Origin of the sequence: Brachybacterium sp. AOP29-B2-41 (assembly GCF_052378395.1) — a bacterium.
Taxonomy (GTDB): Bacteria; Actinomycetota; Actinomycetes; order Actinomycetales; family Dermabacteraceae; genus Brachybacterium.
This window is the reverse complement of sequence record NZ_JBQSXR010000001.1, coordinates 56,996-77,693: the sequence shown is the minus strand read 5'-3', so window position 1 is coordinate 77,693 and position 20,698 is coordinate 56,996. Positions and strand designations below refer to the sequence as shown.

The following is a 20,698-nucleotide window of genomic DNA, read 5'->3' as shown; positions in this document are numbered from 1 at the left end:
TGCCATGCGCAGACTGCGCACCGAGAGCTGGGCCGGCATCGCGAGCGGCTTCTACCTGATGATCCAGCTGGCGACCGTCTTCGCACCCTCACCCTGCTGCGGGAGAAGCGGATGCGCACCGAACTGACCCAGGCACACGTGGACCTCAAAGCCGCCGGGATCCTGCTGGCCGAATCCACGCGCACCGCGGAGCGGCTGCGGATCTCCCGCGAGCTGCATGACCTGATCGGCCACCAGCTCACGGTGCTGACTCTGAACCTGGAGGCCGCCCGGCACGTCGGCCCCGACCGGGCGCGCGAGCACGTGGCTCGTGCCGATGCCATCGCCCGAGGGCTGCTGCGCGACGTCCGCTCGACGGTGGGGGAGCTGCGGACGCAGCCCGTGGACCTGCAGGAGGCGCTGCGCAGCATGGTCGAGGGAATTCCCGGGCTCCAGGTCGACATCGCCGTGGACCCGGATCTGAACCTGGGGGAGGAGCAGCAGGTCGCCTTCATCCGCCTCGCCCAGGAGGCGGTGACCAACACGATCCGCCACTCCGAGGCCTCGCGGCTGCAGATCGACCTCGCCCAGGACGGCAGTCAGGTGTCGCTGGTGGCGCGAGACGACGGGATCGGCGCCCGGGCTCCCGAGCTCGGCAACGGTCTGTGCGGTCTGCGCGAACGGTTCGAGTCCCTGGGGGGCGAGCTCACGGTCGACGGCACCGCGGGCTTCGCGGTGACGGGGCGGGTGGCGGCGTGACCCGAGTGATCGTGGTCGATGACCAGGCGCTGGTGCGTGAGGGGATTCGTGCTCTCCTGCAGGTGGCGGGGATCGATGTGGTGGCCGAGGCGGACGACGGGAAGACGGCGCTGGCCGCAATCGCCGAGCATCCCGTGGACGTGGTCCTGATGGACCTGCGGATGCCGCGCTTCGACGGCCTCTGGGCGCTCGAGCAGCTGCATGCGCAGGGCTCACAGGTGCCGGTCCTCGTGCTCACCACCTTCGATGACGATGAGCTGGTGCTCCAGGCTCTGCGCAGCGGTGCCCGCGGATACCTGCTCAAGGACGTCACCGTCGACCAGCTCGCCCGGGCCGTGCGTGCCCTCGAAGCCGGGGGCACCCTGATCTCGCCGTCCATCACGGAGGGCCTGCTGCGCGCGATTCGCTCGGACCGGGTGCCGGCTCGGGAACGGGCCGCCCCGATCCAGGCGCTGACCGACCGGGAGACCGACGTGCTCCGCATGCTCGCCGAGGGCTACAGCACCCGCGAGATCGCTGAGCTCCTGCACCTGGCTGAGGGCACCGTGAAGAACCACATCTCGATGATTCTGCAGAAGCTGGGGGCGAGGGATCGCACCAGCGCGGTGCTGCGAGCCCTGCGCGAAGGCGTTCTCGGATAGAGCGAAGGCATTCTCGGAGAGAAGGGCATCCGAGCGGTGACCAGCGTAGAAGCGACGAGGCCGCGACATCCGGTGGATGCCGCGGCCTCGTGCCATGGAGCGGGCGACGGGAATCGAACCCGCGTAATCAGTTTGGAAGACTGAGGCTCTACCATTGAGCTACGCCCGCGCTGCGGCTCTATTGAACCAGATCAGCGATGCAAGAGCACATCCGCAGTGGCCTAGGCGACATGCATCTGCTCACAGCGCCCGGGCCAGACCGAGGCACTCCGCAGTGGGAACGGGTAATATCTCCAAGGTTGCCCCCCGGGGTGTAGCTCAGCTTGGTAGAGCACCCGCTTTGGGAGCGGGAAGTCGCAGGTTCAAATCCTGTCACCCCGACTCCGCGTCGGGTCGCCCGCGTGCGGGCCCGGGGCGCCATCAGAAACGTCCACCTACTGTCCATCTACAGGGAGACCTGACCAGTGAAGACCGAGTCCGAGAAGCTCAGCCCCACCCGGGTGAAGCTCACCGTCGAGGTGCCCTTCGACGAGCTCAAGCCCGCCGTCGAGACCGCCACCAAGAAGATCGCCGATCAGGTGCAGATCCCCGGCTTCCGCAAGGGCAAGGTCCCCTCCAAGCTCGTCGAGCAGCGCTTCGGTCGCCCCGCGATCATGCAGGAGGCCGTCAACGACGCCCTGCCCGACTTCTACCAGCAGGCTGCTGCTGAGGCGGAGATCAAGCCCGTCGGCCGCCCCGAGGTGGAGATCACCGAGGTGCCCGGCCTGGACGGCTCCGAGGACGGCAACCTGCTCTTCACCGTCGAGCAGGACGTGCGCCCCGAGATCGAGCTGCCCGACTTCTCGACCTACGAGGTCGAGATCGACGAGCCGACCGTCGACGAGGACGCCGTCGAGGTGCGCCTGGACGAGCTGCGCGAGCGCTTCGGCACCCTCGTGGGCGTGGACCGCCCCGCCGAGGATGGCGACTTCGTCTCCCTCGACATGGTCGCGACCATCGACGACGAGGAGATCGAGTCCGTCGAGGGCGTGTCCTACCAGATCGGTGAGGGCAACATGCTCGAGGGCCTCGACGAGGCGCTCATCGGCCTCTCCGCCGAGGAGACCACCACCTTCGTGTCCAAGCTGGCCGGTGGCGACCGTGCCGGTGAGGACGCGCAGGTGAAGGTCACCGCACAGTCCGTCAAGGTGCGCGAGCTGCCCGAGGCCGACGACGAGTTCGCCGAGATGGCCTCCGAGTTCGACACCATCGACGAGCTCAAGGATGACCTGAAGAAGCAGGCCGCCGCCGACGCCGAGGGCAACCGTGTGGGCCTGGCCCGCAACGCCCTGCTCGAGAAGCTCCTCGAGGAGCTCGAGATCCCGGTCCCCGAGCAGCTGGTGGAGGACGAGATCCTCTCCCACCTCGAGAACGAGGGCAAGGAAGCCGGCGACCCGCACGGCGAGGAGATCCGCGAGGACACCGAGAAGGCCGTTCGCGCCCAGTTCCTGCTCGACGAGATCAACGGCACCCGCGAGGTGAACGTCGATCAGAGCGACCTCATGAACTACATGACCCAGCTCTCGACCCAGTACGGCATCGAGTCCAACCAGCTGCTGCAGATGCTCGCCCAGTCGGGTCAGCTCGAGCAGATCTTCTCCGAGGTCCAGCGCTCCAAGGCGCTCGAGGTCGTCCTCGCCGAGGTCACCGTGAAGAACACCGCTGGCGACGTCATCGACCTGGGCCTGAAGGCCGAGGGCGCCGACGCCGACGCGGCGGAGGCCGACGAGAAGCCCGCCAAGAAGGCCCCGGCCAAGAAGGCCCCGGCCAAGAAGGCCGCTGCCAAGAAGGCGCCGGCCAAGAAGGCTGCTGCGGCGGATGACACCGACGCAGCGGAGGCCGACGAGAAGCCCGCCAAGAAGGCTCCGGCCAAGAAGGCGCCGACGAAGAAGGCTGCTGCGGCGGATGACGCTGACGCCGCTGAGGCGAAGCCGGCCAAGAAGGCTCCCGCCAAGAAGGCACCGGCGAAGAAGGCCGCTGCGAAGAAGGACGAGGCCGCCGAGGCGACCGACTCCGAGTGACTCGCCGCCCCCGCTGCGGGGCATGAGACGACGCCGGGCCGTCACCCATCGGGGTGGCGGCCCGGCGTCGTCGATGGAAGACTCGGCGACCCGGCCCGCAACGGTCCGAGACTGCCGTCCCCGGAGGTACCTGATGGGATCGTCGACCGCATCCGGCACGAGCAAGGTCACCTGAAGCTTCACTGCGTCCCTGGACGGGTTCATCACCGGCCCCGAGCACGACATGGCGTGGCTCGAGGCCTGCCCGAGGATCGACGAGTCGGTGCTCGCACGACTCGCCGCTGCCGTCGGCGTGATCCTCTCCGGGCGCCGCGGCTACGACGCCGCCCGCGCACAGGCCGACCATCGCGATGAGCTCACCGCCGAAGCCTACGGCGGGGCATGGACGGGCACCGAGATAGTTCTGACCCACCGCCCGGCGGAACTCGCTGACGATCCCGCGGTGACCGCATGGGATGTGGACGTCGTGGAGGCGGTGCGCCGGGCTCAGCAGCTCGCAGCGGGCAAGGACGTGCAGATCATCAGCGCGGATATCGCCCGCCAAGCGCTCGAGCATTGCCTGGTCGACGAGCTGCAGGTGTTCTCGGCCCCCGTCATGCTCGGCGATGGCACCCGCGCCTTCGACGTGCCCGGTGGTCGCTTGGTGGAATGGGAGCTGGTCGGGCCCATCCCCGGCGCCGAGGCGGCGTTCGGCAGGATCTACCGGGCACGCTGAGGTGAGCGGCCATGCGAACGGCCCGGCTCCCCAGAGGGGGGCCGGGCCGTTCTGCGTGCGCGCTGTGGATCAGCGGTAGGTCACGAAGCCGATCGGGTTGCCCCAGATGGAACGCTCGACGACGCGCTGCTTGGAGCCGGAGGCGTCGATGATCTGGCCGTTGCCGGCGTAGATCGCGACATGGCCGGACCAGGCGACGATGTCTCCGGGCTGAGCCTGCGACTGCGAGATCCAGCGGCCGCCGTTGGCGATCTGGCCCGAGGTGCGCGGGAGGTCGATGCCGGCAGCCTGGTAGGCGTAGTTCACCAGGCCGGAGCAGTCCATGCCGCCGAGCGAGGAGCCGCCCCAGCTGTAGGGGGTGCCGACGGCCGAACGGGCGGCGCTGACGATCGAGCTGGTGTTCGAGGAGGAGCTCGAGGACGAGGCGGCGGGAGCCGAGGCGCCGCCGGTGGAGACCGCACCGCCGTTGAGCGCGCTGCGGGTCTGGGGACCGACGACGCCATCGACCTGGAGGCCCTGGGAGGACTGGTAGTCCTTCACTGCGGAGTGCGTGCGCTTGCCGAACACGCCGTCGACGGACAAGTTCGCGCCGTGGTCGTTGAGCGCGGACTGCAGATCCTGCACGGCACCGCTGCGCGAGCCCCAGCGGAGCTTCTGCGAGCTGTCCAGGACAGCGGTGGGAGCGGTGGCCGTGGGGGCCGCGGGGGCGGCGTTGACAGCAGGTGCTGCCGGGGCGCTGGCGATCGGGGCGGCGGGCGCCGCCGGAGCGGCCTGGGCGGCGCCGCCGACGAAGGCGGTGCCGAGGACCACGGTGCCGAGGACGGCAGCTCCACCGAGGCCACGAGCCGCGCGCTGGGCGTGGTGGGTCGGGAGCTGGGCGCGGCCGGGGATGCGATGCGAGTTGTGCTGGGCCATGATGTGCGGTTCGTTCCTTCCGGTCCCGGCGTGGGCCGGGGTGTACTGCAGGCTGTTGTGACCACCGTCTTCGAGGCGATGTAGCCACCGTAGGAGGGCGACGGGGCATCGGTAAGGGTGCTTGGCAGAGCTGAACCGTGGTCTTGACACGGTTTTTGCACGCGCATCGCCGGACGTGACCCGATCTCGCCACGACTTGACGATCTCGCGAGAGGCGGGACACAGCGGAGGGATCTGGCCGGAGGGATCTGGCGAGGGCGGGGACGCAGTGGAACGAGCCCCGTCCGGCTGCGCGTGACGTCCGCTCTGCTGGCAGGGCCCGCTGTCCCGCTCGTGCAGTGCGCCTGCGGCGAACAGGGCCCGCGAGGGTCCCGCCGAGCGCCTAGAATCGTGTCATCGACGATTTCCGCTATCAAGGAGACACCGTGACCCGCGTGACCCCGCAGAGCACTCAGACCTCCCCGCCCCGCAATGCGGCCGGCGACACCCCCATGGGGCTGGACGACAACGTCTACCAGCGCCTGCTGCGCGAGCGCATCGTCTGGCTCGGCTCCGAGGTGCGCGACGAGAACGCCAACGCGATCTGCGCCAAGATGCTCCTCCTCGCCGCCGAGGACCCGGACAAGGACATCTACCTCTACATCAACAGCCCCGGTGGTTCGATCACCGCCGGGATGGCCATCTACGACACCATGAAGTACATCCAGCCGGACGTGGTCACGGTGGCGATGGGCATGGCCGCCTCGATGGGACAGTTCCTGCTCTCCTCCGGCACCAAGGGCAAGCGTTTCGCCACGCCCCACACCCGCGTGCTCATGCACCAGCCGCTCGGTGGCCTCGGTGGCACCGCGACCGATATCAGGATCCAGGCCGAGCTCATCCTGTCGATGAAGCGCACCCTCGCCGAGTTGATCGCCGAGCAGACCGACAAAAGCGTCGAGCAGATCACCGCCGACTCCGACCGCGACAAGTGGTTCACCGCGGAGGAGGCGCTCGAGTACGGCTTCATCGACAAGATCGTCACCGGTGCGCGTGACGTCACCGGTGGCGGCGGCACCGCCGACTGACCGGCCCCGGCACCCACCGACACCCTTGACTCAAGGAGACCCAGTGACCTTCGACCCCCGCACCATCGGCGCATTCCCCACCGCCCAGGCCGGCCGGATGGCCCCGACGGCCCCGCTTCCCACGTCGCGCTATGTCCTGCCTCAGTACGAGGAGCGCACCGCCTACGGCATGAAGCGTCAGGACCCGTACACCAAGCTGTTCGAGGACCGCATCATCTTCCTGGGCGTCCAGGTCGACGACGCCTCCGCGGACGACGTGATGGCCCAGCTGCTGGTCCTGGAATCCCAGGACCCGGATCGTGACATCACGCTGTACATCAACAGCCCCGGCGGCTCGTTCACCGCGCTGACCGCGATCTACGACACGATGCAGTACATCAAGCCCGAGGTCACCACGGTGTGCCTGGGCCAGGCGGCCTCCGCCGCCGCCGTGCTGCTGGCGGCCGGCGCTCCGGGCAAGCGCCTCGCGCTCCCGAACGCGCGCATCATGATCCACCAGCCCGCCATGGGTGGAGAGGGCGGCGGCGGCCAGGCCTCCGACCTGGAGATCCAGGCCAACGAGATCATGCGCATGCGCGAATGGCTCGAGGAGACCCTGGCCTTCCACTCCGGTCGCACCAAGGAGCAGGTCAGCGTCGACATCGAGCGCGACAAGATCCTCACCGCGGCCGGAGCGCTCGACTACGGCCTGGTGGACCAGGTGCTGGAGTCCCGCAAGGTGCCTCGCGCGCAGCTCTCGAAGTGATCGCCCGCCGCTTCCGGCGCCTCGGCTGAGGCCCCGCGGCGGCACCGGCGTCACGATCCATCGGCCCCTGCCCGCTCCCGAGCGCTGGCAGGGGCTGATGTCGTTCCCGCGGGGCGGCGACGGTTCCCTCGGAGGCCGGCCGTCGATCCGGCGGGGCGCGGCCTCAATCCCTCGGGGGCCGAGCATCGCTCCTGCGGGGCGCGGCGTCCCGGAGCGCGTCGCCTACCGCGTCCGGGGTCGTCTGCGCGGTACCGTGGTGAGGGTCCGCGGGGCTCGAGCCGTGACCCGAGGATTCTGCAAGAGCACTGCTGACGGCCCGATGAAAGGACACGGACATGGCGCGTACGAGCGATGGGTCCGACGTGTTCAAATGCTCCTTCTGCGGAAAGTCGCAGAAGCAGGTCGAACGACTGATCTCCGGCCCCGGGGTGTACATCTGCGAAGAGTGCATCGAGCTGTGCAACGAGATCATCGCCGAAGAGATCCAGGCCGCTCAGCCGGTCGCCCAGGACCAGGCCCCCCTCCCGGCCCCCCGCGAGATCTTCGACTTTCTCGAGGAGTACGTCGTCGGCCAGGAGCCCGCCAAGCGTGCGCTCGCGGTCGCCGTCTACAACCATTACAAGCGCGTGCGTGCGCAGGACGCCGCCGAATCTGCCTCGCCGGCCAAGAGCGCCGCGGTGAGCCTCGCGGAGGAGGCCGACTCCGAGCGCGACGAGATCGAGGTCGCCAAGTCCAACGTGATGCTGGTGGGTCCCACCGGCTGCGGCAAGACCTATCTCGCGCAGACCCTCGCCCGGATGCTCGACGTCCCCTTCGCGATGGCGGACGCGACCGCGCTCACGGAAGCGGGATATGTCGGGGAGGACGTCGAGAACATCCTGCTCAAACTCCTGCAGGCCGCAGATTACGACGTCAAGAAGGCCGAACGCGGCATCATCTACATCGATGAGGTCGACAAGATCGGTCGGAAGTCCGAGAACCCGTCGATCACCCGCGACGTCTCCGGGGAGGGTGTGCAGCAGGCCCTGCTGAAGATCCTCGAGGGCACCGTCGCCGCGGTGCCGCCGCAGGGCGGGCGCAAGCATCCCCACCAGGAATTCATCCAGATCGACACCACGAACGTGCTGTTCATCGTGGCGGGTGCCTTCTCAGGCATCGAGGACATCATCGGTTCACGGCTCGGCAAGCGCGGCATCGGATTCGGCGCCGAGCTGCATACCCCCCTCGAGCAGGAGCAGATCTACTCCAAGCTGCTGCCGGAGGATCTGCTGAAGTTCGGACTGATCCCCGAGTTCATCGGCCGTCTGCCCGTGATCACGAGCGTCTCGAACCTCGATCGCGACGCCCTGATCACCATCCTCACGGAGCCGCGCAACGCACTGGTCAAGCAGTTCCAGAAGATGTTCGCCCTGGACGGGGTGGAGCTCGACTTCGAGCGCAGCGCCCTGGAGGCCATCGCCGACAAGGCGATCCAGCGGGAGACCGGAGCACGTGGACTGCGAGCGATCCTGGAGGACTCCCTGCAGCCGGTGATGTTCGAGGTGCCCTCTCGCGACGACGTGGTCAAGGTCGTGATCACCGAGGGCGTCATCACCCAGGGACGCGCCCCGCTGATGCTCACCGGCAAGGACGCGGACCGTGAGAGCTCCCGGACCCGCCAGGAGCGCACGGCATGACCGGTGCGAAGCCGGGACCTGCAGGAGGCAGCCACCCCGAGACCCGTGCCCGCGAGCTGCTTCTGGAGGAGCGGCGCAGCATCGACAACATCGATGCCGCGCTCGTGCATCTGCTCGCCGAGCGCTTCGCCCACACTCAGCGTGTGGGGGTGCTCAAGGCCGAGCATGGACTGCCGCCTGCGGATCCTTCGCGGGAGCGCGAGCAGGTCGATCGGCTTCGTGCCCTGGCTGATCAGGCAGGTCTGGACCCCACTTTCGCCGAAGCCTTCATGCGCTTCATCGTCACCGAGGTGATCCGCCACCATGAGCGGATCCGGGACGAGAGCTCCGGCGCGAGCCCCGCGGAGAGCTCTGCGCAGAACTGACCCGGTCGCACCTGCCGGGCCATCCCCGTCGGGCCACCCCCGTCGGGTCGTCTCTGCCTGATCACCCCTGCTGGGCCGCTCCGCTGAGGCCCGTGGTCCTGCCGCAGCAGGCGGGTGCATGGATAGTCCTCCCCATCGACGGATGGAAGCGGGCCCCGTAGTTTCTCGTCCTAGACGGATGGCGATGAGCAGGGGAGCGGACGATGAGCGGGTTCTGGGGAGCCGAGGTCGAGGTGCTGCGTCAGCATGGCACGGCCTGCGGTGCAGCGGCAGGGGCGGTGGAGTCGCTGCTGGGGAGCTGCGCGAGTCTGATCGACGGGATCGAATGGATCGGGCCTGATGCCGACTCGTTCCACGAGCGCTGGGGCGGGGAGGTCCGGCCGCTCATCGAGCAGATGATCCACATGCTCCGAGCAGATGGACGCGAGCTGAGCCGTCACGCCGATGCCCAGGACGAGGCCTCCGGCGGCGGTGACGGACGCCGAGCGCCCACCTCGCCGGGAATGCCGATCCCGAGCCAGCCCCTGCCGTTTCCCCTGCCCAAGGGGCTCCCCCCGATCCTTCCCCCGATCTTCCCTCCGCTCCCGATACCGGGAGATGACTTCACGTGGCCGATCACTCCGCCGTGGGGGAAGCCGCCGGTCTCTCCGCTCCCGACACCGGGGGATGACTTCACCTGGCCGATCCCCCCGCCGTGGGGCAAGCCGCCGGTCCCGACCGTTCCGGACGGACCGTTCGACGTCGGCCCCTTCCCGTTCCCCATCCTGCCGCTGCCGAGGCTGGAGATCCCGCGCTGCCCGGTGCCGCGCATCGATCCGGACGACCTGATCATCGGGATCCCGCCGATCCTCACTGACTGCTTCCCGACTCCGCCACCGCTGCCGCCGCTGTTCCCACCGCCCATGACGGACTGCTGGCCGATCGGGGAGCGCGCGCCGCTGCCCATGCCGGAGAATTGGCCGCTGCCTCAGCCGCGCTCGCTGCCCAGCCTGCTTCCGGAACCGATGCCGTTGCCGGAGAACTGGCCGCTTCCTCAGCCGCTGCCGCGTCCGCTGCCGATCCCGGACCAGTGGCCTTTGCCGATGCCCCTGCCGCGGCCCGACATCTATCGGCTCTGAGGAATAGCGGGCCGTCGCCCCCTGGTCCAGGGCCATCTGCCCAGGTGAGAAGGTATGAACTTGGCAGCGGGCAACTGTGGTGAGGCGGCCCGCCGCGGGCAGGCGGTAGGTAGGATGCCGATATGGCTCGCACAACGTTCCTCGACTGGCCGGTGATCCGGCAGCTTCGCGGGGCAGATCCGACAGGCCGCGGCAAGGCGGTCACCTCGGCGAAGACCCGCACCACCGCCCCGCGCACCGCTGACGTCGACGGGGTGGCGGACAGCGTCTGCCCGTACTGCGCAGTCGGCTGTGGCCAGCGTGTCTTCCACAAGGACGGCAAGGTCATCCAGATCGAGGGCAACCCGGATTCCCCGGTGTCCCGCGGTCGCCTGTGCCCCAAGGGCGCCGCCAGCGAGCAGCTCGCGAACTCCTACCTCCGCCAGACGAAGGTCCGCTATCGCCGGCCCTACGCGACCGCGTGGGAGGATCTCGAGCTCGAGACGGCGATGGACATGATCGCCGACCGCTTCATCGCCTCCCGCCGCAAGCACTGGGAGGACGAGGACGAGCACGGCCGGCCTCTGAAGCGCACGATGGGGATCGCCAGCCTCGGCGGGGCGACCATCGACAACGAAGAGAACTATCTGATCAAGAAGTTCTTCACCGCGGCGGGCGCCATCCAGATGGAGAACCAGGCCCGCATATGACACTCCGCCACGGTTCCCAGTCTGGGAACCTCGTTCGGACGTGGCGGTGCCACGCAGTCGGTCCAGGACTTCGCCAATGCGGACCTCATCGTCATCGAGGGCTCGAACATGGCCGAGGCCCATCCGGTCGCCTTCCAATGGGTGATCGAGGCGAAGAAGCGCGGTGCGCGGGTGATCCATGTCGATCCTCGCTTCACGCGCACCTCGGCGAACGCTGATCGGCACATCCCGATCCGCTCCGGCACCGACATCGTGCTGCTGGGCGGGGTGATCCGGCATGTGCTCGAGAACGATCTGTACTTCAAGGAGTACGTCCAGGCATTCACCAACGCCTCGACGCTCATCTCCGAGGAGTACGGGGACCCCGAGGACCTCGACGGCCTGTTCTCCGGCTACGACCCGGAGACCTCGACCTATGACAACAGCAAGTGGGCGTACGCCGGTGATGAGGACAGCATCACCCGCGGGATGCCCGAGCGTGACGAGACGATGCAGCATCCGCGCAGCGTGCTCCAGATCCTGAAGCGCCACTACGCCCGGTACACCCCGCAGATGGTCCAGGACACCTGCGGCATCGCCCCGGAGGACTTCGAGTACCTGGCCACCGCGATCGCGGAGAACTCCGGGCGCGAGAAGACCACGATGTTCGCCTACGCGCTGGGCTGGACCCAGCACCAGGGCGGGGCGCAGATGATCCGCACCTCCGGCATCCTGCAGCTGCTCATGGGCAACATGGGCCGCCCGGGCGGCGGCATCATGGCACTGCGCGGCCATGCCACGATCCAGGGCTCCACGGACATCCCGACGCTCTATCACATCCTCCCCGGCTACCTGCCGATGCCGAAGGTGGGACAGGACGACTTCGCCGAGTTCACCCGCGGGATCGGCAAGAAGGAGCAGAAGGGCTTCTGGGCGAACGCGGACATCTACACCATCAACCTGCTCAAGGCATGGTGGGGCGAGAACGCGACGGTGGAGAACGACTGGGGATTCCATCACCTGCCCCGGCTGACCGGTGCCCACGGCACCTACCAGACCACCATGCGGATGCTCGAGGATGGCGTCGACGGGTACTTCCTCTTCGGCCAGAACCCGGCCGTCGGCTCCGCGAACGGGCGGCTCCAGCGCCTGGGCATGTCGCATCTGGAATGGATGGTGGTGCGGGACTTCTACATGATCGAATCCGCCACCTGGTGGCGCGACGGTCCGGAGATCGAGTCCGGGGAGCTCACCCCGGAGCAGATCGCCACCGAGATGTTCTTCCTGCCGGCGGCGAACCACACGGAGAAGGCGGGCTCCTTCACCCAGACTCAGCGCATGGTGCAATGGCGCGACCAGGCTGTCGAGCCCCCGGGTGACGCGCGCAGCGACCTGCAGTTCATGTACGACCTCGGCTGCCGCATCCGGGAGAAGCTCAAGGACTCCACGGACCCTCGTGACCGTGCGATCCTCGACCTCACCTGGGACTACCCGGTCAACGACCATGGTGAGCCCGACGCCGAGTCGGTGCTGGCCGAGATCAACGGCCGCCACCTCACCGGGGAGAAGGCCGGGCAGCCGCTCGCCGCGTTCAGCGAGATGAAGGGCGACGGCTCCACGATCGGCGGCTGCTGGATCTACACCGGTGTCTACGCCGAGGGCATCAACCAGGCCCGCCGCCGCACGCCCGGCCAGGAGCAGGATGAGACGGCCGCCGAATGGGGCTGGGCGTGGCCGGCGAACCGCCGAATCCTCTACAACCGTGCCTCGGCCGATCCCCAGGGCAGGCCCTGGAGCGAGCGGAAGAAGCTGGTGTGGTGGGACGAGGAGGCCGGCCGGTGGACCGGGAACGACGTCCCCGACTTCCCGCTGACCAAGCGTCCGGACGATCCGGGGGATCCCAGCCAGGGTGGTGCCGCGGCGCTCTCCGGCACCGACGCCTTCATCATGCAGTCCGACGGCCGCGGCTGGCTGTTCGCCCCCACCGGGATGGTGGACGGCCCGATGCCGACGCACTACGAGTCCCCGGAGTCGAACATCCGCAACCCGCTGTATGCGCAGCAGTCCAACCCCACCCGGGTCACCTTCCGCGATGAGGACAACCTCAGCTCGCCCGGGGCGATGGGGCCCGGCGGCGAGGTGTACCCCTACGTGTTCACCACCTACCGGATCACCGAGCACCACACCGCCGGCGGCATGAGCCGCTTCCTGCCCTACCTCTCGGAGCTGCAGCCGGAGATGTACTGCGAGGTCTCCCCGGAGCTGGCCGAGGAGGTCGGGCTGGAACCCTACGGCTGGGCGACCATCATCTCGGCGCGCAGCGCGATCGAGGCGAAGGTGCTGATCACCGAGCGGATGACCCCCCTGCAGGTGGGGGAGCGGACGGTCCACCAGATCGGGCTCCCGTTCCACTGGGGCCAGGGCACCGAGGCGATCATCAGCGGTGACGGCGCCAACGACCTCATCGGGATGAACCTCGACGCCAACACGCAGATCCAGAACAGCAAGAACAACTCGTGCACCCTCCTCCCGGGACGCCGCCCGCGGGGTCCGGAGCGTGGGAAGCTGGTCGAGGAATATCGTCGCCGCGCCGGCCTGGTCGTCTCCGAGCACCCGGCCGTCGACGGCGCCGAGGGTGCCCCGGGTGCCGGGCCCGCCGACGGCTCCGTCCCGCATGAGGTGCGAGGGCCGGAGGAGGCCAGCGCGGTCCCCAGCGGAGAACGCTCGATGAAGGAGATGAAGAACCGATGAGCCTGCTCTCCGGACCTGAAGGGCCCGCCGCGGATGCCGGCTGGGCGCACGAGCACGTGCGCAAGGGCTTCTTCACCGACACCTCGATCTGCATCGGCTGCAAGGCCTGCGAGGTGGCGTGCAAGGAGTGGAACCGCAATCCCATCGACGGCAACCTGGAGATCCTCGGCTCGAGCTACGACAACACCGGTGAGCTCGGCGCCAACACCTGGCGCCATGTCGCCTTCATCGAGCAGGGGCAGGAGCGGATCGAGGAAGCCCGGGAATCGGGCCGCAAGCTCGTCAGCCTCGGCATGCCCGGGATCGGCCCGAAGCCCTCGGGCCGCCGCGGCGCGACTCCGGCCGGGGATCTGTCGAGCACGGACCGCACCCCGCCGGACACCCCTGAGTTCCGCTGGCTGATGTCCTCGGATGTGTGCAAGCACTGCACCAACGCCGGCTGCCTGGACGTCTGCCCGACCGGCGCGATCTTCCGCTCCGAGTTCGGCTCCGTGGTGGTCCAGGAGGACGTCTGCAACGGCTGCGGCACCTGCGTGAGCGCCTGCCCCTTCGGGGTCATCGAGCGCCGCGACGACGGCACCATCTCACCCTTCGCGCATCGCGGGGACAAGGTGGATCGGATGGGCACCGCCAGCAAGTGCACCCTCTGCTACGACAAGATGGTCGACGGGCAGGAACCCGCCTGCTCCGCGACCTGCCCCACCCAGTCGATCAAGTTCGGCGATCATCCGGACCTGACCACGGAGGCGCAGCAGCGCGTCACCGACCTCCACGAGCGCGGCATGACCGAGGCCCGCCTGTACGGCGCGAACCCCAAGGACGGAGTCGGCGGCACCGGCTCGGTGTTCCTGCTGCTGGACGAGCCCGAGGTCTACGGGCTCCCACCGGACCCGCAGGTCCCCACCAAGTCCCTGCCCGCCACCTACGCCCGGGTGGGCATCGCCGCTGCGGGCATGGTCGCCGTGGCCGCGCTCTCGTTCCTGGGAGGGCGCCGATGAGCATCACCGAGTTCGATGCCGACCGCCCGCCCGAGCTCCCGCGGAAGCGTCGCCGGGGCGGGGGACGGCGCCGCCGCAGCCTCACCGAGGTCGGGATGGGGGACGGCTCCCGCGAGGGCGCCGTCGTCGAGGACGTCGAGTTCGAGCGGTCCGATGAGTTCGACTCCTATTACGGCCGACAGGTCGTCAAGGCTCCGCCGTGGAAGGAGCCGATCGCGATCTACCTGTTCCTCGGCGGGGTCGCCGGCGGCTCCGGTCTGCTCGCCCTCGGCGCGCAGTGCACCGGCCGCCCGCTGCTGCGCCGCAACTCCCGCCTCATCGCCCTCGGCGCGGTGGGTGCGGGCACCGTCGCACTGATCGAGGACCTCGGCCGCCCCGAGCGATTCCTGAACATGATGCGCACCGTCAAGGTGACCTCCCCGATGAGCCTGGGGACCTGGATCCTCGGCGGGTTCGCGACCTTCTCCGGAGTGCTCGGCGCGATCGAGGTGGATCGGATGACGGGGGAGAGGCTCCCGTTGGGAGTGCTGCGTGACCTGCTCAGCGGGCTCGAGGGTCCCTCCTCGCTGGGTCAGGGCGTGCTCGCGCCGCTGCTGGCCTCCTACACCGGCGCGCTGCTGGGCAACACCGTCGTGCCGACCTGGGAGGCGGGCCGCGAGCACCTCTCCTACCTCTTCACCTCCTCCGCGAGCCTCGCCGCCGGCGGAGCCGCAATGCTCACCAGCCCCGTGGCAGAGGCCGGTCCCGCCCGGCTCCTCGCCAGCGCCGGGGTGGTGGGAGACGTGATCTCCATGCACCTCATGAAGGAGTCGATGCATCCGCTGGAGGCCGAGCCGCTGGAGACCGGGCGGGCCGGGACGCTGCTGAAGTGGTCCGAGCGCCTCGCGATCGCCGGCGGCATCGGCACCCTCCTCGGCGGCCGCAACCGGTACCTCGCCGCCGCGAGCGGCGTCGCGCTGCTGACCTCCTCCGCGCTGACCCGCTTCGGGGTGCTGTACGCGGGGCTGGAGTCCGTGAAGGACCCGCGCCGCGTCATCGAGCCGCAGAAGGCACGGCTCGCCGCGCGCCGCGCCACGGGCAACACCGACGACTCGATCACCACCGCCGGCTGAGCTCCGGCGCGGGAGTTCCCGGCGCAGGAAATGTCAGCGCAGGAATCCTCAGTGCAGGAGTTCTCAGCGCACGTCGATGCCCGAGCCCTCCACGGTCTCGCCGATGATCGGATAGCCGGGGACCTCACCGATCACCAGCAGCCCGCCGGAGGTCTGCGCGTCGGCCAGCAGCAGAAGATCCTCCTCGGTGATGCCGGCCCCGGCGCGCAGCCCCCTGCTGGCCTGCACCCACTCGAGGTTCCGTCGCGTCCCACCGGAGACGTAGCCGTCGCGCAGCGCCTCGGCGGCCCCGTCGATCAGCGGCACCGCGGCACGGTCGATCACCATGCCCACCCCGGAGGCGCGACCCATCTTGAACAGGTGTCCCAGCAGACCGAATCCGGTCACATCGGTCGCCGCCTTCGCGCCGGCGGCGAGTGCCGCCTTCGAGGCATCGCGGTTCAGGGTCGTCATGGTCTCGATCGCCGCGGAGGAGACCTCACCGGTGCTCTTCATCCGGTTGTTCAGCAGGCCCACGCCGAGCGGCTTGGTGAGCGTGATCGGCAGTCCTGCCTCGGCGGCGTCGTTGCGCAGCAGACGGTCCGGGTGCGCGGTGCCGGTGACCGCCATGCCGTACTTCGGTTCCGGATCGTCGACCGAGTGCCCGCCGATGACCGGCACCCCTGCCTCCTGCGCGATCGCAAGACCGCCCGCGAGCACCTCCTGCAGCAACTCGTAGGGGAGCACCCCGCGGGGCCAGCCCACCAGGTTGATCGCCACCACCGGGTCGCCGCCCATCGCGTAGATATCCGAGAGGGCGTTCGCGGCGGCGATGCGACCCCAGTCGAAGGCGTCATCGACCACCGGGGTGAAGAAATCCGCGGTCGAGAGCACAGCGGTGGTGCCATCGGGCCCGCCGATCCGCACCGCGGCGGCGTCGTCACCGTCCTCGAGGCCCACGATCACCTGCTCGTACTGCTGCCCGGAGAGTGCGGAGACGACCTCCTCCAGCTCACCCGGCGGGATCTTCGAAGCGCAGCCGCCGCCGTGCGCCATGGTGGTCAGACGGATCGCGGGCTGGGACACGGGACGGATCAGGTTCTCGTTCATGCATCGAGCCTATGTCGCCGCAGACGCCCGTGCGGGGCGAGTCGTCCCTGGTCCGGCGGTGATAGCTTGGTGCGCGGAGGCGTACGTGTCCTGGTGGGCGCCCCGGTCTTCAAAACCGGTGAGACCGAGCATCTCGGTCTGGCGGGTTCGATTCCCGTCCGCCTCCGCCATGCATTCGCCGCCCCCGCAGGTGGCACCGCCCCGTCGGCACCAGGAGGTCCCGTGCCCATGCCCGTGCCCCCGCAGCCCGGCGAGGAGAGCCCGGACCCGCGTCGTCGGATACCGCGCACCGACCAGCTGCTGGCCCATCCCGACGTCGTCGCCGCGACAGCGACCTTGAGCGAGCTCGTGGTGGTCGGCATCGTGCGCGCGGTCCAGGACCGCGCCCGGACGGGTGAGATCACCCCCGAACAGGTGCAGGAGGAGATCCTCGCGGCCCTTGGAGGTCGTCCCGCCGGGTCCTCGCGCCCGGTTCTGAACGCGACCGGGGTCATCGTCCACACCAACCTCGGCCGAGCGCCGCTCTCCGGGGCTGCACGCACCGCGCTGCAGGATGCCGCCGGATACACCGACGTCGAGTTCGACCTCGGCACCGGTGCCCGCTCCCGCCGCGGCGCCGGGGCCCGGGCGGCGCTGCTGGTCGCCTGTCCCGAGGCCGAGGACGCGCTCGTCGTCAACAACGGCGCGGCCGCACTGCTGCTGGCCGTCACGGCACTGGCCGGGAACGGCGAAGTGGTGCTCAGCCGCGGGGAGATGATCGAGATCGGTGCCGGCTTCCGCCTGCCGGACCTCATCACCTCGACCGGCGCGAAACTCCGCGAGGTCGGCACCACGAACCGCACCCACCTCGCCGACTACACAGGAGCGATCGGCCCCGGGACCGGCTGCGTGCTGCGCATCCACACCAGCAACTACCGAGTCATCGGCTTCACCTCCGAGGTGGGCCTGCGCGAGCTCGCCGGCCCCTGTCACGAGGCGGGCGTCCCGCTGATCGCGGACCTCGGCAGCGGACTGCTCGCCCCCGAACCGTTGCTGCCGGAGGAGCCCGATGCCGCCACCGCCCTGCGCGGGGGAGCGGACCTGGTGATCGCCAGCGGGGACAAGCTGCTCGGCGGCCCCCAGGCCGGGATCCTGCTGGGCAGCGCCGAGATCATCGCGCGCCTCGCCCGGCACCCCCTGGCCCGGGCCGTGCGCGCGGACAAGCTCACCCTCGCCGCGCTCGAGGCGACCCTCGGAGGGCCCGTCCCCCCGGTGCTCGAGGCGCTGCGCCAGGACCCGGCCGCCCTGCGCGAGCGCACCGAGCGCCTCGCCGTGCAGCTCGGCGGGCGCGTGCTCGCCCACGAGGGCCGGGTCGGCGGCGGGGGAGGAGCCGAGGTCCCGCTGCCCGGCTGGGCGCTCGCCCTCGAGCCCGAGCTCGCCGCCCCGCTGCGCACCGGTGAGCCGGCGGTCGTCGCCACCGTGCGGGACGGCGACTGCCTGCTGGACCTGCGCTGCGTGCCCGCCGCTGAGGATGCGCATCTCGTCCTGGCCGTGGCCGCGGCCCGCGGGCGCCTGCAGCAGACTTCTCGATGATGCAGGTCATCGCCACCGCAGGTCATGTCGACCACGGCAAGTCCACCCTCATCCGAGCTCTCACCGGGATCGAGCCGGACCGGCTGGCCGAGGAGAAGCGGCGCGGGCTGACCATCGACCTCGGCTTCGCCTGGACCGCGCTGCCCTCGGGCCGAGAGGTGTCCTTCGTCGACGTCCCCGGTCATGAGCGCTTCCTCGGCAACATGCTCGCCGGCCTCGGCCCCGCCCCGATCGTGTGCTTCGTGATCGCCGCGGATGAGGGCTGGCAGGCTCAGTCCGGCGACCACCGGGATGCGATCGCGGCGCTCGGCATCGACCAGGGCCTGATCGTCATCACCCGCATGGACCTCGCCCCCGACCGGGTCGAGCAGGTCATCGCCGAGGCCCGCAGCGAACTCGCCGGAACCGGCCTCGCAGGCGCGCCCGCCGTCGGCATCTCCGCAGTCGCCGGGCAGGGCCTCGACGAGCTGCGCACGCTGCTGGATGCCGCGGTCGGCTCCGCCCGCGAACCCTCCACCGCGCAGCGGGTGCGGCTGTGGGTGGACCGTGCCTTCTCGATCTCCGGAGCTGGCACCGTGGTCACCGGCACCCTCGCCGCCGGCACCCTGCGGCGCGAGGACCGCCTCACCCTGTGCGGCGCTGATCGCAGCGGAGAGGTCGTGGTGCGCGGCCTGCAGAGCCGCGGCGGCCAGGTCCCTCAGCTGGGACCGGTCAGCCGTGCCGCGGTGAACCTGCGTGGGGTGAGCACCGAGGAGATCGGTCGCGGCGACGTGCTGCTCACGCCGGACACCTGGGAGCTCACGCATCTCCTGGACGTGCGCCGCAGCACCGGGACATCCCTCGAGGACGCCCCGCAGCAGCTGGTGGCCCACATCGGCACTGCCGCAGTCGGGGCGCGGGTGCGCCCGCTGGGGCCCGACCACGCGCGTCTCACCCTGGACCGCCCGCTCCCGCTCCAGCTCGGGGACCACCTGGTGCTGCGCAGCAGCGGCAGCCACTCGGTGCGCAACGGCGTGCAGGCGCTCGACCTCGACCCTCCCTCCCTCGAGCGGCGCGGCGACGGCGCCCGGCAGCGCGCAGTGCTCGAACAGATGCCGCTCGGCGGCGACCTCGCCCTCGAAGTGCGACGCCGCGGCGCGGTGCGTGCCTCCCTCCTCCTCCGCTACGGGATGACGCTGCCGGTCCCGCTGCCGGAGACGGTGCACCGCCACGGGGACTGGCTGGTGGATGCGGAGGCGAGGACGGGCTGGGCGGAGCAGCTGGGCGAGCGCGTCGCTCAGCAGCGTCGCACCGATCCGCTCACCGCTGGGCTGCCGCGCAGGGCCGCGATCGATGCGCTTGCGCTGCCTGACGAGGCGCTGCTCGACCTGGTGGTGGCTGCTGCCGGACTCGTCCAGCACGAGGGTCGGGTGCGCGATGCGGAGTCGGGCCAGGATCTCGGCGCTGCCGAGGCTGGCGTCCGCACCCTCGAGGAGCGGCTCGCGCGATCACCCTTCGCCGCGCCGGAGGCCGACGATCTCGCCGCGCTGGGACTCGGGCCGAGAGAGCTCGCGGCCGCAGCCGCGCAGGGACGGCTGCTGCGCCTGCCGGACGAGGTGATCCTGCTGCCCGCGGCGCCCGCGCTGGCGATGCGCGCCCTCGCCGCGCTGCCGCAGCCCTTCACCACGAGCGAGGCCCGGCAGGCGCTCGCGACCACTCGCCGAGTCGCGATACCGCTGCTCGAGCATCTCGACAGCCGCGGCTGGACTCGCCGCCCGGATCCCGGCCACCGCGAGGTCGTGCGCTGAGCTGTGCGCTGAACCGGGCAGCGCAGCATGTGCCGGGCCGTCTCCGCAGGTTCGAGGACGGAAACGGTCGTCTGCGGGGGCCCGCCTTGCCTCAACGCCGTGCGGCGAGCCACTCCTGATGAGCGTTGAGCAGAGCGTTCTGGGCCCTGCTGTGGTCGGCCGGGGTCAGCAGCGCGGCAGGTGAGGTCGGAGACTCCCAGATCGCCCTGACCTCGACCTGCCGGCCGTCGTGCAGCTGGGCGATCACGACGGTCCGGGGGCTGCCGGGCGGGGGAGGCAGCAGCTGATGGACCTGCTCCCAGCGCAACGACTGCGCAGCCTTGAACGCCCCGCACCAGCTGAAACCCTGCCCGTCGATCCGCAGCCCAGAGCGCTGCACCGCCCAGAGGATGAACACGCCCGCGCCGATCGCCAGCAGCGAGGGGAGGAACAGCATGAGGAAGCCGGCACTCTCCAGGGCCCACGTCAGGATGATCGCCGTGATGCCGGCTGCGATCCCGATCAGGATGACGAAGGGTCCGACGGCGTAGTTCACCTTGGCGGCGACGCTGCGGATAGTGATGCTCAAGAGGGTTCTCCGACGTGAAAGGGGACGGACCCGGCCACACTACTGTCCCGGTGCTGAACCATCGATCGTCGGCACATGGGGAGTTGTCCCCATGGGCACGGCGATGACCACTG

18 protein-coding genes and 3 tRNA genes are annotated in these 20,698 nt (G+C 70.0%); 17 read left to right on the top strand and 4 right to left on the bottom strand.

Annotation, left to right across the window (positions count from 1 at the left end):
- The first annotated feature begins 4 nt into the window (after positions 1-4).
- The 3 genes from ACT3T9_RS00370 to ACT3T9_RS00360 are packed head-to-tail and all read left to right on the top strand — an operon-like array spanning position 5 to position 1,379.
- Positions 5-127, top strand: a complete 123-nt coding sequence (locus tag ACT3T9_RS00370; RefSeq protein WP_444605744.1) for a hypothetical protein — start codon at positions 5-7, stop codon at positions 125-127.
- Entirely contained in the window at positions 112-738 is a 627-nt protein-coding gene (locus tag ACT3T9_RS00365; protein WP_444605743.1) for a sensor histidine kinase, read from the top strand. The genes ACT3T9_RS00370 and ACT3T9_RS00365 overlap by 16 nt, the downstream gene beginning before the upstream one ends.
- Complete coding sequence (locus ACT3T9_RS00360) at positions 735-1,379, top strand: response regulator (protein ID WP_444605742.1); 645 nt, start codon at positions 735-737, stop codon at positions 1,377-1,379. Before ACT3T9_RS00365 ends, ACT3T9_RS00360 begins: the two co-directional genes overlap by 4 nt.
- Positions 1,380-1,474: 95 nt before the next feature.
- Here ACT3T9_RS00360 and ACT3T9_RS00355 read toward each other — a convergent pair.
- Positions 1,475-1,548: transfer RNA gene (locus tag ACT3T9_RS00355), tRNA-Gly, on the bottom strand.
- Positions 1,549-1,686: 138 nt separating this feature from the next.
- On the opposite strand from ACT3T9_RS00355, the gene ACT3T9_RS00350 reads away from it, so the two are divergent.
- The 3 genes from ACT3T9_RS00350 (at position 1,687) to ACT3T9_RS00340 (ending at position 4,154) form a co-directional block, all read left to right on the top strand.
- A tRNA-Pro gene (locus tag ACT3T9_RS00350) sits at positions 1,687-1,760 on the top strand.
- Positions 1,761-1,843: 83 nt separating this feature from the next.
- A complete protein-coding gene (tig, locus tag ACT3T9_RS00345) occupies positions 1,844-3,439 on the top strand; it encodes a trigger factor (RefSeq protein ID WP_441445075.1) in 1,596 nt (531 codons plus the stop codon).
- Positions 3,440-3,629: 190 nt separating this feature from the next.
- Complete coding sequence (locus ACT3T9_RS00340) at positions 3,630-4,154, top strand: dihydrofolate reductase family protein (RefSeq protein ID WP_444605872.1); 525 nt, start codon at positions 3,630-3,632, stop codon at positions 4,152-4,154.
- Positions 4,155-4,223: 69 nt separating this feature from the next.
- Here the strand turns inward: ACT3T9_RS00340 and ACT3T9_RS00335 are convergent, their stop codons facing one another.
- Positions 4,224-5,069, bottom strand: coding sequence for a C40 family peptidase (locus tag ACT3T9_RS00335; protein WP_441445077.1), 846 nt, complete (start codon positions 5,067-5,069; stop codon positions 4,224-4,226).
- A 491-nt stretch (positions 5,070-5,560) separates the two neighbouring features.
- On the opposite strand from ACT3T9_RS00335, the gene ACT3T9_RS00330 reads away from it, so the two are divergent.
- The 8 genes from ACT3T9_RS00330 (at position 5,561) to nrfD (ending at position 15,569) form a co-directional block, all read left to right on the top strand.
- Positions 5,561-6,136: an ATP-dependent Clp protease proteolytic subunit gene (locus tag ACT3T9_RS00330; protein ID WP_441445110.1), complete on the top strand. Its 576-nt coding sequence runs from the start codon at positions 5,561-5,563 to the stop codon at positions 6,134-6,136.
- Between the two features lie 97 nt (positions 6,137-6,233).
- On the top strand, positions 6,234-6,881 hold the full coding sequence (locus tag ACT3T9_RS00325; RefSeq protein WP_441445111.1) for an ATP-dependent Clp protease proteolytic subunit: 648 nt from the start codon (positions 6,234-6,236) through the stop codon (positions 6,879-6,881).
- A 335-nt stretch (positions 6,882-7,216) separates the two neighbouring features.
- Positions 7,217-8,557: an ATP-dependent Clp protease ATP-binding subunit ClpX gene (gene clpX, locus ACT3T9_RS00320; protein ID WP_441445078.1), complete on the top strand. Its 1,341-nt coding sequence runs from the start codon at positions 7,217-7,219 to the stop codon at positions 8,555-8,557.
- Entirely contained in the window at positions 8,554-8,922 is a 369-nt protein-coding gene (locus ACT3T9_RS00315) for a chorismate mutase (RefSeq protein ID WP_441445079.1), read from the top strand. The genes clpX and ACT3T9_RS00315 overlap by 4 nt, the downstream gene beginning before the upstream one ends.
- 203 nt (positions 8,923-9,125) lie before the next feature.
- On the top strand, positions 9,126-10,040 hold the full coding sequence (locus ACT3T9_RS00310) for a hypothetical protein (protein ID WP_441445080.1): 915 nt from the start codon (positions 9,126-9,128) through the stop codon (positions 10,038-10,040).
- 122 nt (positions 10,041-10,162) lie between these two features.
- Positions 10,163-13,459: a formate dehydrogenase-N subunit alpha gene (fdnG, locus tag ACT3T9_RS00305; RefSeq protein ID WP_441445081.1), complete on the top strand. Its 3,297-nt coding sequence runs from the start codon at positions 10,163-10,165 to the stop codon at positions 13,457-13,459.
- Positions 13,456-14,457: a 4Fe-4S dicluster domain-containing protein gene (locus tag ACT3T9_RS00300; RefSeq protein WP_441445082.1), complete on the top strand. Its 1,002-nt coding sequence runs from the start codon at positions 13,456-13,458 to the stop codon at positions 14,455-14,457. The genes fdnG and ACT3T9_RS00300 overlap by 4 nt, the downstream gene beginning before the upstream one ends.
- Positions 14,454-15,569, top strand: a complete 1,116-nt coding sequence (nrfD, locus tag ACT3T9_RS00295; RefSeq protein ID WP_441445083.1) for an NrfD/PsrC family molybdoenzyme membrane anchor subunit — start codon at positions 14,454-14,456, stop codon at positions 15,567-15,569. The genes ACT3T9_RS00300 and nrfD overlap by 4 nt, the downstream gene beginning before the upstream one ends.
- A gap of 63 nt (positions 15,570-15,632) precedes the next feature.
- Here the strand turns inward: nrfD and selD are convergent, their stop codons facing one another.
- Complete coding sequence (gene selD / locus ACT3T9_RS00290) at positions 15,633-16,658, bottom strand: selenide, water dikinase SelD (RefSeq protein WP_441445084.1); 1,026 nt, start codon at positions 16,656-16,658, stop codon at positions 15,633-15,635.
- A gap of 75 nt (positions 16,659-16,733) precedes the next feature.
- Between selD and ACT3T9_RS00285 the strand changes: the two genes are divergently transcribed.
- The 3 genes from ACT3T9_RS00285 to selB all read left to right on the top strand — a co-directional run bounded on the left by ACT3T9_RS00285 (position 16,734) and on the right by selB (position 20,017).
- Positions 16,734-16,828, top strand: a tRNA-Sec gene (locus tag ACT3T9_RS00285).
- Between the two features lie 58 nt (positions 16,829-16,886).
- Complete coding sequence (selA, locus tag ACT3T9_RS00280; protein WP_441445112.1) at positions 16,887-18,230, top strand: L-seryl-tRNA(Sec) selenium transferase; 1,344 nt, start codon at positions 16,887-16,889, stop codon at positions 18,228-18,230.
- On the top strand, positions 18,230-20,017 hold the full coding sequence (selB, locus tag ACT3T9_RS00275; RefSeq protein ID WP_441445113.1) for a selenocysteine-specific translation elongation factor: 1,788 nt from the start codon (positions 18,230-18,232) through the stop codon (positions 20,015-20,017). The genes selA and selB overlap by 1 nt, the downstream gene beginning before the upstream one ends.
- A 91-nt stretch (positions 20,018-20,108) precedes the next feature.
- On the opposite strand, the gene ACT3T9_RS00270 is transcribed toward selB, so the two are convergent.
- The gene (locus ACT3T9_RS00270; RefSeq protein ID WP_441445085.1) at positions 20,109-20,585 is read right to left on the bottom strand and encodes a hypothetical protein; all 477 of its coding nucleotides are present in this window, start codon (positions 20,583-20,585) and stop codon (positions 20,109-20,111) included.
- Between the last annotated feature and the right edge of the window lie 113 nt (positions 20,586-20,698).